Annotated in this window: 6 protein-coding genes; all 6 read right to left on the bottom strand. The window is 41.4% G+C overall.

The features are described from left to right. Positions 1-8 precede the first annotated feature (8 nt). On the bottom strand, positions 9-4,037 hold the full coding sequence (locus AC1D0K_RS03710) for an amino acid adenylation domain-containing protein (protein ID WP_477392979.1): 4,029 nt from the start codon (positions 4,035-4,037) through the stop codon (positions 9-11). A 1-nt stretch (position 4,038) separates the two neighbouring features. Next, complete coding sequence (locus AC1D0K_RS03705) at positions 4,039-10,683, bottom strand: amino acid adenylation domain-containing protein (RefSeq protein WP_477462998.1); 6,645 nt, start codon at positions 10,681-10,683, stop codon at positions 4,039-4,041. Positions 10,684-10,917: 234 nt separating this feature from the next. After that, positions 10,918-12,093 (bottom strand): glycosyltransferase family 2 protein, encoded by a 1,176-nt coding sequence (locus AC1D0K_RS03700; RefSeq protein ID WP_477392983.1) that lies wholly within the window; start codon positions 12,091-12,093, stop codon positions 10,918-10,920. Next, positions 12,090-13,013: a glycosyltransferase family 2 protein gene (locus AC1D0K_RS03695; protein ID WP_477392985.1), complete on the bottom strand. Its 924-nt coding sequence runs from the start codon at positions 13,011-13,013 to the stop codon at positions 12,090-12,092. Before AC1D0K_RS03695 ends, AC1D0K_RS03700 begins: the two co-directional genes overlap by 4 nt. Positions 13,014-13,102: 89 nt before the next feature. After that, complete coding sequence (locus tag AC1D0K_RS03690) at positions 13,103-14,233, bottom strand: acyltransferase family protein (protein WP_477392987.1); 1,131 nt, start codon at positions 14,231-14,233, stop codon at positions 13,103-13,105. Between the two features lie 65 nt (positions 14,234-14,298). Next, positions 14,299-16,956 carry a non-ribosomal peptide synthetase gene (locus AC1D0K_RS03685; RefSeq protein WP_477442346.1) on the bottom strand — a complete coding sequence of 886 codons (2,658 nt, stop codon included), beginning with the start codon at positions 16,954-16,956 and terminating at the stop codon, positions 14,299-14,301. Between the last annotated feature and the right edge of the window lie 86 nt (positions 16,957-17,042).

Below are 17,042 nucleotides of genomic sequence, written 5' to 3'. Positions count from 1 at the left end.
TTTAATAGCTATTTTTTGGCTGCCTCATCCAGGCAGTTTTGCAGTATGCTTGCAAATATTTTATCATTTGGCGCTTTAAATATGGTATTATGACCGCCTGGGATCTTATGCACATTTACACCTTTTAACGCATATTGCTTCCAGCCCATATTTTCAAAGTCATCAAGGTAAAATGTACGTTGCTCTGCCCTGAAAACTTCTACAGCTATATTATGAGGTTGCAGCTGATAGCGTTTTTCGGCAAGGATATTCATCTCATCAATTCTATTGGAGTATCCAAAAAAGCCCTGCTGCTCTTCGTCATTTGATATTTTCCATAACACTTTGGTTAGCCTGCGTTTTATGCCGGTACTATTATGCGCTATAGTATGCCCGATACCTTCATGAAACGATAAGTTATAAACCAGCTTTCGCATAAAAAACTTGCCCCGTTTATAATATTGGGTTACAAACGGATCATGATATGGCGAGCGGTAGGCATAAGTATCAAACATAGCCAGCATTTTTACTTCTTTACCCATAGCCTGAAATTGTTTGGCCATTTCAAAAGCAATGATACCGCCGAAAGAATACCCGGCAAGCGCATAAGGCCCGGTAGGGTTTTGCGCCATGATGGATGCATTGTAATGCGCGGCTATGTCAATGATATTGCTCAATGGTTCGTCAATTCCGTTAAGGCCTTTTGCCTGTAATCCATAAATGGGCTGGTCGGCATGCATGCCTGATGCAAGCGTATTGAATAACAAAACGTTTAGCCCGGCCCCATGAACTATGTATAATGGCATCTTATTGCCGGTGGTTTTGATAGGTACCAGGGAATCCCACACAATGGATTTGCCATCCATCTCCAGCATTAGCGCCAATTTTTCAACCGTGGAGTTTTCAAATAGTGTGGCAAGCGGCAGGCGTTTACCGGTGAGCTTCTCTATGCGGGTCATTACCTGTACGGCAATCAGCGAATGCCCTCCTAATTCAAAAAAGTTGTCATAGATGCCAATATTCCCGATCTCCAAAAATTCAGACCAGGTATCAGCTACCAACTTTTCTACATCGGTGCGTGGCGCGATGAAAACATTGATACTTTCTGCAAGTTTGCTGTTTTGATTTGCTAATGCCTTTTTATCAATTTTACCATTGGGTGTTAATGGCATTGCCGGCACGGTAATGAAATCGTCAGGCAGCATATAATCAGGCACTAAAGATCGCAGGTTATCCCGCCACCCCTTTATTTGTGCTGTACTGCTTTCGGCCAGGTAAGCATCATTTATAACGATATAGGCTACCAGTTTATCAATGCCATTTTTATCGGGCACAGCTATTACAATGGCCTCTTTAATATTATATTCGTTTACCAGGTGGTGTTCAATCTCGCCGGCCTCTATACGATAACCACGAATTTTGATCTGTGTATCAATACGGCCAAGGCATTCTATTTCGCCGTCTGCCTTAAATCTACCCATATCACCTGTGCTATACATTTTAGCGCCGGAAGTTGATGAAAATGGATCGTTAACAAACTTCTCGTTTGTTAATTCAGGGCGATTAAGATAACCCCTGGCAACACCATCGCCACCAATATAAATTTCACCTACAGTTCCCGGTGGCAGCGGGTGAAGGAATTTATCTAAAATGTAAATTGATGTATTGTCAATTGGCCGCCCAACAGTAATGGTCTCCTCATTCGCCTTTATTTGCTTAATTGTCGACCAAATGGTTGTCTCGGTAGGGCCATAAACATTCCATAAGCTGGTAGCTTGTTTAAGAATTCTATTCGCCAGTTCTTTAGGCAGGGCTTCGCCGCCGCATAAAACCTTTATCGGGTTACTGCTATCCCAGCCAGCCTCAAGCATAATTCGCCAGGTATAAGGTGTTGCCTGCATGATGGTTACACCCTCGGTTTTGATAATATCAAGTAGGTCCCTGCCATCTTTGGCGGTATCACTATTTGCAATAATTACCTGGGCGCCGCTTATCAGCGGTAAAAACAGTTCAAGGCCAGATATATCAAAACTCACTGTAGTAACCGCCAATAGCTTATCAGTAGCGGTTATGCCGGGCTCCTTTTGCATACTGTACAAAAAGTTAACAAGGCTGCTATGCGCTATTTGTACACCTTTAGGGTTCCCGGTAGAGCCTGATGTATAAAGGATATAAACCAGGTCGTCCCCACTTGCTTCAACAGCCGGATCTGTTACCGGGTATTGGTTAAGTTTAAGCCATTCGTCCTCTAAAACTAGCTCTTTGGCACCAGATTGATAATGGTTTTTATATTTTGAGGATGCAAACAATATCGCCGCGCCAGAATCGCAGAGCATATAATTGATACGTCCTAATGGAAACTGCGGATCAAGCGGGATATAAGTAGCCCCGGTTTTCATGATGCCCAGCATCACCACAACCATTTCTGCCGATCTGTCCAGTGCGAAAGCTACTTTATCTCCCTTTTTAATGCCTTGTGCAAGTAGTAAAGCAGCAAACTGATTTGCTTTTTGATTTAACTGCTTATAAGTTAGGGTAGCTTGATTGAATTTTATAGCAATGTTATCACTAAATTCCTTAGCGCGTTCGCTGATAACCTGGTGCAGCGGTTTATTTTTATCGTAAGGAGCAGCTGTTTTATTCCAGGTGTTTAACTCATTGAGGAGTGCTCCTGCATTTTTTGATTCGATGCTGCTGATCAGGATATTTGGATCAGAGACGATCTGCCTCAGTAAAAACTCAAACTCATCCATCATGTGGTGAATGGTGGATGACTGGAAGAGTTGGGTATTGTATGACCATTCCAGTACCAGCGATTCATCACGGCCGGATATATTTACAAAAATCTCGAAGCTTTCATATTCACGCGGATTGCTTTGCAATAGATGCTGCAAGCCATAAAAGTCAACATCGTCATCCATACCCATATCAATATTAAACATCACGGGTACTAATGGTATTCTTGAGGCATCACGGGCAATATTCAGCTTTTTAAGTAAACTGCCGAAGGTATATTGTTGGTGATCGTAAGCATCTAGGATGGCTGATGTACGGATCTTTAAATAGGTTTTAAAGGATTGGTCTCCTGTAGGATGGCTCCTTAACGCCAATAAGTTAACACAATGCCCTACAAGCCTGTAATTGCCTGTAGCCGATTGCCCGGCGGCTGGTAAGCCTAAAATGATCTCGCCCTGCCCGGTTAAGTGCTGCAAAAATATTTCAAATGCGGCCAACAGGGTAGTTACAAAGCTCGATCCGTTTGCTTTGCCAAGCTTTTTAAGGTCAAGCGCCAGCAGCGTATCTAAATTAAAATCCTCGCGGTGGCTTTTGTAAGTGCGCACTGCAGGGCGGGGTAGGTCTGTTGGCAGGTTTAAGTAGTGATTGCTGCCTTTAAACTGATCAAGCCAGTATTGTTCCGTTTCTTTAAACTCCGGGCTATGCTCAAATGTAAGCTGTTCCGTTGCATATTCGCTGAAAAGAGCAGCATCGCCTAACTTGACTGGCTCGTTTTTGACATAAGCTGAGTAGAATTTGCTCAGGTCCTGCATCATAATCCCTATTGACCAACCATCACAAATAATATGGTGGGCAATAAAGGTTAACAGGTATTCATTTTCCTTTAACTTGATTAAAGCAGTTTTAAACAACGGCCCTGTTACCAGGTTAAACGGCGTTAGAGCCACCTGGGTGTTTTGCTTACTAATAAAAAGCTGTTGCCCGGCAGCAGTTTGTGCCGAAAGGTCATGGTAATCAACCGTTAATTGCAGCTCTTTATAAATGCACATATATTTGCCATCAGCGCTAAAGGCCGAGCGTAGCGCCTGGTGCCTGTTGGTAATATCCTGCAATGCGCGGAGCATGGCATCGTAATTAAACAGGCCTGTTAAAAGCAGTGAGAATGACTCATTGTAGGCGCAATTGGCCTCATCCCCTCCAATAAGGCATGATGTCCAGATCTCCAGCTGGGATTCTGTAGCAGGCGCAACCAATTGTATTTCCGGACCGGCAAACGGGTCAAAATCTACAGGGCTTATATCGAATGTAAAAGAAGTGTCCAAATCAGTTACTGCTTAATTTAACCTGTAAAAATTTTCCGGGATTATTAATATCATTGATAAACCAGCCGGGATTGCCATGATTATCGCGGCCAAGTTTGGCACCCGCAACAGGAGGTTCCGCGGGTAATTTAATAGGATCACTATTGGTTTCCCTGTTTTTTTCTGATGGTATAAAACCGGATTCGATCAATTCAGTAACACTTTCTTTAAATGCTGTAATTATCTGATCTACTTCCTGATCTGTATGTGCCGCCGTTATAAAACATGGGAAAAGATCCCATATATGAATTCCTTTATAACGCATCAACGTAAACAGGAGTTCGCCATAAGCAAGTTCATATTTGAATTTTATCTTCCACAATGAGCCAAAGGATGGTGAGTATAGTGGAATGCCTTCTTTCTCGCATATCGCATTTAAAGCATCAGAAAGACGTTTGGTTCTGGCGTTTAATTCTTCCTGTAGGGCGGGTCCTTTTTCTTTCATGTAAAGTAAGGAGGCTTTGCCTGCAGCAAGGGCCAGTGGATGACGCACAAATGTACCGGCAAAGTAAGTTACACCCGCTTCAGGTGATGAATCATCGCCAAACTGCCAGTTGCCACCATCAAGGGCGTCCATGTATTTACTGATGCCGGCTATGGCACCTATAGGCATACCACCACCAATTACTTTTCCATAGGTACCTAAATCTGCTTTAATGCCGAACATGGCCTGCGCACCGCCCGGGTGCATTCTGAAGCCTGATATTACCTCATCAAATATTAAAACCGTTCCAGATTTTTGGGTAATTTCCCTTACCTTTTTCAGAAACTCAACCGGTTGAAATTCAGGTCTTCTGCTTTGTACAGGTTCAACTAATACTGCAGCAAATTCGTGCGCTCTTTCGGCAATTATTTTAAGCGATTCTTCGGTGCCATAATCAAGAATCAGCATATTCTGCACTACCTCCGGCATAATACCGGGAGCGGCAGGTACAGTTTTTAATTTTTTAGTTCCGCGAACAATTACTTCGTCGTTAATACCATGGTATGATCCGCTGAATGCAACGATAATTGAGCGGCCGGTAACCGTACGTGCAATACGCATAGCGCCTAACACTGCTTCTGAACCGGTATTGCAAAGCGCGGCGCGGTCAAAGTTGGTAAACTCACATATCAGCTTACAAACATCACCTGCAAGCTCATGCTGCGGACCAATTTCATATCCTTTTTCTACTTGGTCCAGCACCGCTTTTTTAAGTACATCAGCCTGGTAACCCAAAAGATTGGATCCGAAGCCATTTAACGCATCTACATAATCATTACCATCTATGTCCCAAACATGGCTGCCTTTTGAGCGATTAACCACCAACGGATAAACCACCTCTTTTGTAAGCGGCCTAAAACCACTAACCACGCGTGGATCGGCCATAAACGGGCGATCTTTTTGAGTCTGAGCTTTGCTGCTTTTGGTTTTAGCGTTGTATTTAATGGTAAGATCATTTAAAAAAGCCGATTGCTTTTCGTCAAGAACAAGGGTTTGTTTTTCGATGCGGGCCGTAGCGCCGAAAGGTTTTTTTATTTCTACCTGCTCCTCGGGCGTAAGGTCATGCGTTGCCGGTTGCGATTTAACTGCGGTAATTGCAGGTGCCGCCGCACTGTAAACAGGAGCAGAAACTGCCTGCCCGTTACCGCCCTGAATTAAAGATAACTGGCTGCTTAATAGTTGAAGTTGCTGCGATATTAAATTAATAATGAGATCGTTATTGTTTGTGCCTGCACCGTTACTTGATGGAGTATGCGCATTAAATATCTGTTGAACGGTAGTTGTTGCGGCTACTACAGAAGGGGGGGCAATGGTCTCCGGTTTTAAAACATCGGGGGCCAGGTTAGCATCAAGATAGGAGGCCAGTAATACCAGGCTATTATACTCTTCAAACAATTTCCTAAAAGTGATAGGTATATTGAACTGCTTTTTAAGATTTGTGGCTATCTGTGTTAAAGACAGGGAATCAAAGCCGATTTCAATAAAGCTCAGATCGGTGCCCGAATTATCAATCTCAATGCCCGATGCATCTTCAAATATTGCTCTCAGCTTATCAATTAATATATCTTTCCTTGTCTGCATAATTGGGTTGGTAGTAATTTGTGGCTGTGGTATAAGGTTTGTTGCAATTGTTTCCGTTGTATTATAGGTTATGGCCGGTTCCAGCCAATAACGTTTATGATCAAAAGCATAAGTTGGCAGATCTATTTTGCTGTTTTGCTGTTTGTTATAAATGCCAGTCCATTCAGGTTCAACGCCGCTTAACCATAATTGTCCTAATGCTTTTAATACGTGATAATACTCCGAATTTGTTTCGTTTTTCTCAAATCCGGTTATAACTGTTACATTTTTATCGGCAATATGTTGGCGGGTTAATGTACCCAATATATTACCCGGACCCACCTCTAAATAAAGTCGGTTTTCATTTTCCTGTAGTGTATCAATGGCGTGGGCGAAACGAACTGTTTTCCTGAGATGGTGCGACCAGTAAGTTGGGTCGGTAGCTTCAGCGCCGCTCATCCAATTACCGGTTACTGTTGAAACGATGGGTTTTACGGGTTGATTTAATTTTATCGATCTTACAACCGCCTCAAAAGGTTCAACTATGCTATCCATCATGGAAGAATGGAAGGCGTGGCTGGTGAGCAATAACCTGCTTGGGATGCCCTGTTCAGCCAATAATTCCGAAAAGGAATTGATGGCATTTGATGGGCCTGAAACCACGCAAAGCTTGCGTGAGTTAATTGCGGCTATCGATAGTTTTGATGGTAATATGGCTTCCAGTTTTTCGGCCTCTAACCTTACCGAAAGCATACTGCCCTTTTCCACGCCATTTACAAGGCGGGCCCTTTCCGAAATCAGTTTTAAAGCATCGGCCAAACTAAATATTCCCGCTAAGTGTGCCGCAACAAATTCGCCTATACTGTGGCCTGTCAGTACTTCGGGCTGTATGCCAAAGCTCATCCACAGTTTGGCCATTGCATACTCTAAGATAAATATGGCAGGTTGCGCGTAAAGTGTTTGTTTTATTTTTTCAATTGATTGGTTGTCAGTTACTATAGGGTATAATACCTCAAGTAAGTTTTCATGTACTGTACCCTTTAGCAGGTTGATGCATTCATCAACAGCAGCGGCAAAAACAGGTTCGGTTTTATACAGATCAATTCCCATGTTGGCATATTGGGAACCCTGACCGGGGAACATAAATACAACACCTTCAGCTTTGTTCTTTAAATTCTTTGAAGCTGATGGCTCGGTTTGAGGTGTATTAAGTTTTATAAGTAACTCGTCATTATCGGCAGCAATAACAAATCGGCGAAAATTAAAATCGGCACGGGTTGTTTGCAAGGTATAAGCCAGATCATCAAGACTGGCGTTTTTATTTTGTTTGATAAAGCCACTAAGCTTGCCGGCGTAATTGTTTAAACTACTTTCTGTTTTAGCCGACCAACTAATTAGTTTTAAGGGTTTGCCGTCTGATATAGGGGTAGGCTCAGTTTCAAACTCCTCCAATACCACGTGTACGTTGGTTCCACCCACACCAAACGAACTAACACCGGCACGACGAACTGTATCTGCTTCCCAGTTTTTCAATTCATTGTTAATATAAAAAGGACTATCAGCGATATCAATATTGGGATTTATCTGCTCAAAAAACAACGATTTTGGTATCTGCTTATGCTGCAAAGCCAAAGCTGTTTTCATCAAGCCCGCAACACCGGATGCAGCCGTTAAGTGCCCCATATTACTTTTGATAGAACCAATTGCGCAGAACTGTTTTTTATCCTGCAGACCAAAAGCAAGGTTTAGTCCCTCAATTTCTATCGGGTCGCCAAGCGGGGTGGCTGTGCCATGTGCTTCTATGTAACTAATGCTTGAGGCATCTATACCGGCATCATCAATAGCCATCGCTATTGCGCCAGCCTGGCCATGAGCGCTTGGGCCGCTAAAACTGCTTTTGGCGGCACCATCATTATTGATACCGATGCCTTTTATAACGGCGTAAATGTTATCGCCATCGCGTTTGGCATCCGCTAATGATTTTAATAGTACTACACCCGCACCATCGCTAAATACGGTGCCTGTTGCTGCCGCATCAAACGGGCGGCAATGCCCGTCACTGCTCATGATGGAGCCTTCCTCGTAAAAATGCCCGCTTTTGATGGGGGAGGTGATAGATGCTGCTCCTGCTATAGCCACATTGCATTGCCCGTTGCGGATACTGCTTACTGCTTGTGCTATGGCTAAGAGTGAGGTAGAGCAGGCTGCATAAACTGCAACTGCTGGTCCTTCTAAATTCAACTGGAAAGCGGTTCTGGTGGCTATATAATCTTTCTCATTTAAAAGCCTGACCTGGAAATGCCCCGTACGCTCAACTATTTCGGGATTTGTTAATACATTGTTATTGTAATAGGTATTATATCCGCAGCCGGCAAAAACGCCAACCGGGCCGGTGTATTTTTGTGGTAAATAGCCCGTTTTTTCTAAAACTTCCCAGGCTATCTCTAAAAACACCCGTTGTTGCGGATCCATGAGTTCGGCGTTTCTGGGATTAAAACCGAAAAATCCCGCGTCAAACTCATCTGCTTTATCAATAAGCCCTCGTGCTTTTACATACGCGGGATTGTTTTTAACGTTATCCGGTATCGATTTATCTATTTCACTGGCACTAAAGAAACTAATGGTTTCCTGTCCTTCCGAAAGTAGTTTCCAAAATTCATCAATGGTATTTGCCCCCGGGAACCTTCCAGCCATGCCTATAATGGCGATATCATGATCCGCGCTATTATCTTTATTTTTCCTTTTTGAAGGAAATATGGCTGATTTATCACTGCCACTTAAAAAACTTACCAAGCCGCTTACGGTTGGGTATTGATATAGTTTGGTGATGGGTACATCTAAATTTAATTCCTGTTTTAACGCCGAAACAGTTTTTAACGCTAATAAAGAATTTCCACCCAATAGGAAAAAATCATCATCAACACCAATTTTTTCTAATTGCAGCAACGTCATCCATACCGCTGTTATATTCTTCTCTATTCGTGTGGATGGCGCTTTGTATAAAATGGCTAGATCAGGCCTTTCCAGGCCGGGATTAGGCAATGCTTTTCTATCAACTTTGCCGCTGCTTGTTTTTGGTAAGTCTTTGATCCATACGTAAGCAGAAGGCAGCATAAAATCGGGCAATTGCTGCTCAAGACTTTTTCTTACTGCTGCTGTGTTTTGTTGATTGGTTGATGATACAAGGTAAGCTAATAAGCGTTTTTGTCCTGCGGCATCCTCGCGGGCGATAACAATTGCTTGCTGAATGTTATCGAGTTGATTGAGCAGTACTTCAATCTCACCCAGTTCTACACGGTTTCCGCGAATCTTTACCTGGGTATCTTTACGGCCCAAATATTCAATATTACCATCGGGCATAAACCGGGCCAGGTCTCCGGTGCGATAAAGGCGGGTGCTTTTACTTTCGTTTTCCTTCCAGTTTATAAACTTTTCGGCCGTGAGGTCTGGTTTGTTGAGGTATCCATTAGCAAGGCTTAAACCGGCAACACAAAGTTCACCGGTTTCGCCAACGGGTAATTGCTGTAAGTTCTCATCTAAAATGATAATCTCTGTATTATTGATCTGAATCCCGATTGAAGGTAATGCAGGCCATGTCAATGGATCTCCGTCGAGTTTTAATTGGGTAACTACGTGTGTTTCTGTTGGGCCATATTGGTTATATAAAACAGCATTTGGTAAAGCTTTAAAAAAAGCGGCAATCTGCGGAGTTATCTTTAATTGCTCTCCTGCGGTCATCACTTCCTGTAAGCGCCCTGGTATCTGTGAATTTGCTATAGCCGCTTCGGTTAAATATTGAAGCACTACAAAAGGAAGGAAGATGCGGTTTATTGATTGCTCGTCCATAAACAACAACAACTTAACCGGATCAATGCGCAGTTCGTCGGCAATAAGTACCAATGTGCCACCTGTGCTTAGCGTGGCAAATATTTCCTGAAATGATACATCAAAGGTTAAAGGCGCAAATTGTAAAGTATTTATACCTGTTTTTGATATGGAATTTTCCTGCTGCCATAAAAGCAAATTCACCAAAGCTGTGTGACTCATCACCACACCTTTTGGCTTACCGGTTGAGCCGGAAGTGTACAACACATAAGCGGCGTCGGGCTTGCTTGGGGTTGATACTTTTGCCGCCTGGGGATAAACTTTATCTGTAAGCAGAATACCAACCGGCAGATTTTCAAATAAATGCTTTTGTGTTTCGGTAATTAAGCAGGTATCGATGCCTGAATCGGCTATGATCTGTTCCAGCCGGTCTTTGGGGTAATCGGCATCTAAGGGCAAATAGGCTTTGCCGGCTTTCAGTATTGCCAGTACACTTATTATTGTTTCAATGCAACGAAACGTACTTACACCAATTATTGTTGAATGAGGTGATTTTACTAAAATAGCTGCCGCCAGATTATCGGCTTGCTGATTTAACTGGCTGTAAGTTAATTGCAAATTACCATGGGTAACAGCTAAAACATCGGGTGTTTTTTTTTGCTGTTGCTCAAATAATTGGTGTATTAATATGGTATTATCTATACCTCTTTCAATTACGTTACCGGTATTAATATTCATTAAACATGACAAGGTTAGCTATCTTCACTGCCTGACCGTTATTATAACAGGGGGATTTAAAATAATGTTGCAGGTTACTTTAAAAAGCAGTGGAAGATAGGCATTTTTTACATTTCAATTAGTTGTAAACACCATTTTATACTAACAAATTTATTGTATATTTATTTATACGCAATAATATTAATTAAGTTGTTATAAACGCTGTAAACAAAAATTAGTTTACCATACAGTTCATTATTGTTTTCGTTGTGCCTTTTCCCAAACCGCGCTTTGAGTTGTTGTAAAATACCTCAATATTCCGGCCAAAACCGCATAATTCATTACGCAGAAATAATAGGGTATAAAAAGTATTTTGATGCGTAATTGTTTCTTCTCCATTACGTAACCTAAAAAGGCCAGCAGGTAAAATAATACCTGTGCAAATAAAAGCAGTTTCCATCCCTGGCTATCGGGCTCAAAAGCCAATGCCAGGTTTAAGGCAAATGACAATATGAGCAGGAAGGGGGTAACCGTCCACCTTAATACGCGGTGACTAATATATTGAAATGATAATATTGGGTAAGGGAAGGGGTTGAACAGGCTTTTTAACCGTAATATAGATTGTATGCCACCTGCCGCAATCCGTATTTTTCTTTTTAATTCTTCGGATACATTCTCAGATGCGGTTTCGGTAGCGTAAGCTTCCGGCTCATATACAATACGGTAACCCTTTTCGGCAATGAGCATTGATATCATAAAGTCATCCAGCACTGTATCAGACTCAACCGCCTGGTAAAGCGAACGCCTAACGCTAAACAATTCGCCCGCGGCACCTACAACGGAATAAAGTTCCGAATCCCATTTTTTAAGAGCTGATTCGTATTTCCAGTAAAAACCTTCACCGGCGGCACTGGCATCGGCGTTTTCGTCAAAGTGTACGCGCTTTTCGCCGGCAACAGCTCCTACTGTCGGATCGATGTAATGCCTGCAGATCTTTATTAATGCATCTTTATTTAAAAATGTATTGGCATCGGTAAAAACTACGGCATCGGTGTTTACAAAATCCATAGCACGATGCACGGCTGCTATTTTACCGGCGCGCTGTGGTTGGTGAAGTAGCTGTATTTGAGGATGGTTGGCAATAATAGCTGGCGTATTGTCTGATGATCCGTCGGTTATGAAAATTATTTTTAGTTTTCCTGCCGGATAATTCAACAAAAGGCTGTTAGCTATTTTATCCTTAATAAAATACTCCTCATTATAAGCGGCTATTACCAGTGTACAGGTAGGTAATAGTCCAAGGTTTTCTGGCACAACTTTTTTAGGTCCTTTTACCAGCCTTTTAAGTTTGATAATAAAATACAGTAGTATGCCATAACCCGCAAAAGTGTAAAAAACAATAATCAGGCTTATTATTAAAATGATCTTCATGATATGGTATTAATGGGGTAACCTAAGTTATTGCTGGTTTTTGAGTGGGTAAAATTCCACCAGACTGCTTTAAATAGCATGGGGATAAAGTTGTAGTTTTTGTGTTTAGTATAGGTTATCAGGTTACGGGGCACAACCATTAACAGGAAATAGGCATAAAAAAACAATTTTTTAAACAAAGGCGCATTGCGGCGGGTAAAAAGTATGCGGTTACGGTTCATGAAATACTCCTTCAGCTTGCTTTTTTTGCCTACCGATACCGATTCTTTATGATAGATCAACGCATCTGTATTCACCCAGGCTTTATAGCCCGCGCGCAGAATGTTTTCGCACCAGTCTACCTCTTCATAATATAGGAAGAAGTTTTCGGCCATTAAACCTGCCTTGTTTATGGCTTCATTCCTGATCATCATAGCCGCGCCATGGCAATAAGCGGTAGGGCCAATGATATGATTGAATTGCCCTTCATCTTTTTGGCGCAAACCAATACAGCTATTGCGGCAGGTATAATAATTCATAGGGGTGTAGCCCGCGTATTGTATCAGTTGTTTATCGTTATAGTATTTTATCATGGGTGATATCATACCCACGTCCTCATGAGTATCCAATATATCAACCAGCTTTTCAATTAAACCCGCAGTAAATTCGGTATCATTGTTTACCAGGAACAGGTAATCGCCCGAGGCTTGTTTTATACCAAGATTATTCCCCCCGGCAAAACCAAGGTTAATATCCGACCGGATTAACTTAATGCCCGGATATTTTATGGCCCAATCCGGTACCGGGTTTATTTTGCTGGCATTATCAACAATAATTATTTCAATATTGGTGTAGGTGTTTGTTTTTTCTATTGATGAAAGCAGTTCTTCGGTAATAGTTGGCTGATTAAAATTTACGGTAACAATAGAGATTTTTTTCATCTACGCGGATATAGTGATAGCTACGGTTTTACGGATTATGGGTACTAAAAGTTGACCATTTATTTTGATAAATGAATTGGATAAGATTGTCATTGTGTGATTTTCTGGAATCTTTTTTTTATCCTTAAAAATGGTTTTTCATAACCATAATAAGATGCGGAAGCCAAAGCAATAACGCCAGTTATGGTTGCTCCATAAATAATTACATTTTCAATGATCATGCTTCCCTGTGTAAAATATTTTTGAACAAGGTATAATACCAAAAACAACACAAATTTGTGTAAAAGATATATACCGTAGGAAATTTGCCCTATATAGTTAACGTATTTATGCTGAAGTGAGTAAATACTTGTTTTTGTTTCGCAAAGGTTAACAATTAGCAAAGAAGCCAATAGCGCTATCAACACATCACCATGAGGGATATCGTAACATAAATACAGTACAAGGTACGCCGCAAAAACAATCAGCAATGTTACCTGAAACCATTTTTTAAATATGCTATTGAAGGTGTTTTGAAACTTAAAATCAAATTCCGGATGTTTTGTATTGTAATATAAAACTGCTACGGCAGCCCCAATCATCATATTATCAAACCGTGAATAATACATTAATTGATGTAATGATGAATACATTGGGTGATGTTGCAGCAAATAATCAACCGTCAATTGCAGCCCCCAAATGAACAATATGAATATTAACAGGGCGTAAAAAATATGCTGGAGCTTTTTGAGCCTGAAGAAATGAGGATGAAATATATAAAATTGTTCTTCAGTACCTATAGACCAAATGGGGTCAAAAATAGAGGGGAGCATTTGCAGGCAAAAAGCTAAATTGGGTAAAAACAAAACCGAAAGCCAGAAAGCAGAAGTTGAGCCACCGGGGAAAAACGAAAACCCAATAAAAACCACCAGGAAATATAAAGGCCATATCCTCAAAAGCCTTCGCATATAAAAGCCTTTGAAATTGACGGTGGTAAAATTTCGTTTTTCTTCGAGCAATAAATAAGTTATCAGAAACCCGCTGAGCGCAAAAAAAATGGTAACACCTGTTTTGCCAAAATTCAAAAGGTCGACCCCGGGAATTCTATTTAAATTAAAAATGGTTTTATGAAGCTCGATATGTGATACTACAACCATGAGCGCAGCCAAAGCCCTTACTCCATTTAAATTGGGGAAGAATACTTTTGTCTTATTTTTTTCAAGAACTGCAGTGTTTGGCATACCTAACCTTAGTTATCCAATTTTGGCACCATTTATCCAATTAATGTTACCACTTCATATATACCTTAGCTTTTTGTTACCTTATCCAAACACTCCTGTAATACAACAGCAAATTCTTTATCATTTGGTGGTGCAAATATGGTATTGTGTTCGCCAGGTATTTCATGTACGTTAACGCCTTTTAGTGCAAAGGGGCGCCAACCCAGGAAATCAAAATCAACCATGTAAAAAGTGCGTTTTTTTGCTCTGAATAATTCAATCGCAATATTTAGCGGTGTTAAAATATAATTGCGCAAAGCCTTTTCGCTGGCTTCGTCTATCTCATTATCATAAGCAAAAAAGCCTTCTTTCTTTTCATCTTTACCAGGAAATAGCTTCCAGAAAAATTTGATGATCCTGCGTTTAATAACAAGGCTTTTATACTCAATGGTCCGTTTGGGGTCTTCCGTAAGTAACACCAGGCTATGGCCGATTTGCTTAAGCAGGAAAGTAGTATTATTAATGGTTCTCTTTAATGCAGGGTCGTTAACGGTTGATTGCTCTGCAAAAGTATCAAACATGGCCAGCATTTTCACCTCTTTACCGGCAGCCATTAATTGTTTTGCCATTTCAAAAGCAATAATTCCTCCCAGGGAGTATCCCGCAAGGGCGTATGGCCCATCCGGGTTTTTGGCTACTATTTCTGTTATATAATTAGTGGCAATTTCTTCCATTACATCCAATGGTTCGTCAACACCGTTAAGCCCTCTTGCCTGTAAGCCATACACGGGTTGTTCTGCATCCATGTTCATGGCCAGCGCGTTAAAAAGCAAAACGTTTAAGCCTGCACCATGTACAATGTATAAGGGCATTTTGCTGCCGCTTGGCTTAATAGGCACCAGAGATTCCCAGGTTATTGATGACGGGTCGATCTCGAGTCTTGCAGCCAGTTTTTCAATAGTAGCGTATTCAAACAAGGTAGCCAGGGGCAGGCGTTTACCGGTTTCTTTTTCAATACGTGCCATGATCTGTACAGCAACTAATGATCTGCCACCCAATTCAAAAAAGTTATCAGTCATACTGATGTTCTCAATTCCCATCAATTGCTGCCATATTTCTGCAACCAGTTTTTCGTTGGCAGTTCGCGGCGCAACAAATTCGCCTGTGCGTTGTATATTGCCGTAATCAGGTTTGGGTAATGCCTTCCTGTCTATTTTGCCATTGGGCGTTATCGGTATAACTTCCATTATCACAAAATCATCGGGCACCATATACTCTGGTAATGCTGCAAGTAAACCCTGCTGCCAGGAATCAAACTGTTGTTTTAAATCAGTGCTGTTTATCAGTTCGTTTACAATAACATAGGCAACCAGACGTGGGTTTCCGGGGGTATCTTCGCGGGCTATAACAACAGCCTGTTTTATATTTTCTTCTTTTATGAGATTTTGCTCTATCTCCTCAAGTTCGATGCGGTAACCCCTCACTTTCACCTGGTGGTCAATCCGGCCAAGGCAAATTATCTCACCGTCTTCACGGATTTTTCCTAAATCACCGGTACGATACATTTTGCTGCCCGCAATCCCCGAGAATATATCATCAACAAATCTTTCATCAGTTAGTTCGGGCCTGTTTAAGTAACCTTTAGCAACACCATCACCACCTATATAAATTTCGCCAACGGTTCCATCGGTAAAGTTATTAAGCTTCTCATCCAGTATGTATACCTGTGTGTTATCAATTGGCTTGCCAATGGTGATGTCGGTATCGTTCACGATCAGTTTTACTGTGGACCATACTGTAGTTTCGGTAGGGCCATACATATTCCACAATTCTAAACTACGTGCAATCAGTTTATTGATGAGGTCTTTTGGCAAAGCTTCACCGCCACAAAGTATTTTAAGAGGTAGTTTTTGTTCCCAGCCAGCTTCCAGCATTACGCGCCATGTATAAGGAGTGGCCTGCATAACGGTAATTTTTTGGCTATTGCACAAATCGAGCAATGCGCGGCCATCCTTTGCAGTTATGGCATCGGTAACTATAAGTTTTGATCCAACCAATAAAGGTAAAAATAATTCAAGGCCAGCTATATCAAAAGATATAGTAGTTACCGCCAATAGGTTATCAGCAGGAGTGAGGCCTGGCTCCTTGGCCATACTCAGCAAAAAGTTGACCAGGTTATGGTGTTTTATTTGTACGCCTTTAGGTTTCCCTGTGGAACCTGAGGTAAACAAGACATAAGCAAGATCATCTCCACTAACTACTGTTTCGGGCTCATCTGCAGAGTAGTTATCAAATTTATCAAAAGCATCTTCTATCAACACTTCCTTTGCAACCGTGATAAAATGATTTTTAAACTTTTCAGACGTCAACAATATTTTTGCCGCCGAATCTTCCATCATAAACTCAACGCGGTCTTTCGGGTATTCAGGATCAAGAGGTACATAAGCGGCACCTGTTTTTAAGATCGCCAGCAAAGAAATTACCATCTCAGGCGATCTGTCGAGTGCTAACCCAATAATGTCGCCGGTTTTGATATTGTATGTTAGTAAATGTTTAGCCAGTTTGTTAGCAGCTTCATTTACATTTTTGAAGCTTAGCGAACGATCTTCAAATACTATAGCTATTTTATCAGGATTCTTAAATGCCTGTTCGGCAAGCAGGTGATGCAGCGCTTTATCTTTAGGATAATCAGCCACGGTATTGTTTAATAAGCTTAAACTATCGGTTTTTTCGTGAGCATCCATATTGGGGTATCTTTCTAATATTTAATCTGAACAACAAGGGATTTACATAATTAAACTATATATATCGACCGTTTATATTTTCATAC

It is taken from the genome of Mucilaginibacter sp. P1_A3 (assembly GCF_056406855.1).
The sequence above is the reverse complement of the archived record's forward strand: the minus strand, read 5'-3'. Positions and strand labels throughout refer to the sequence as shown.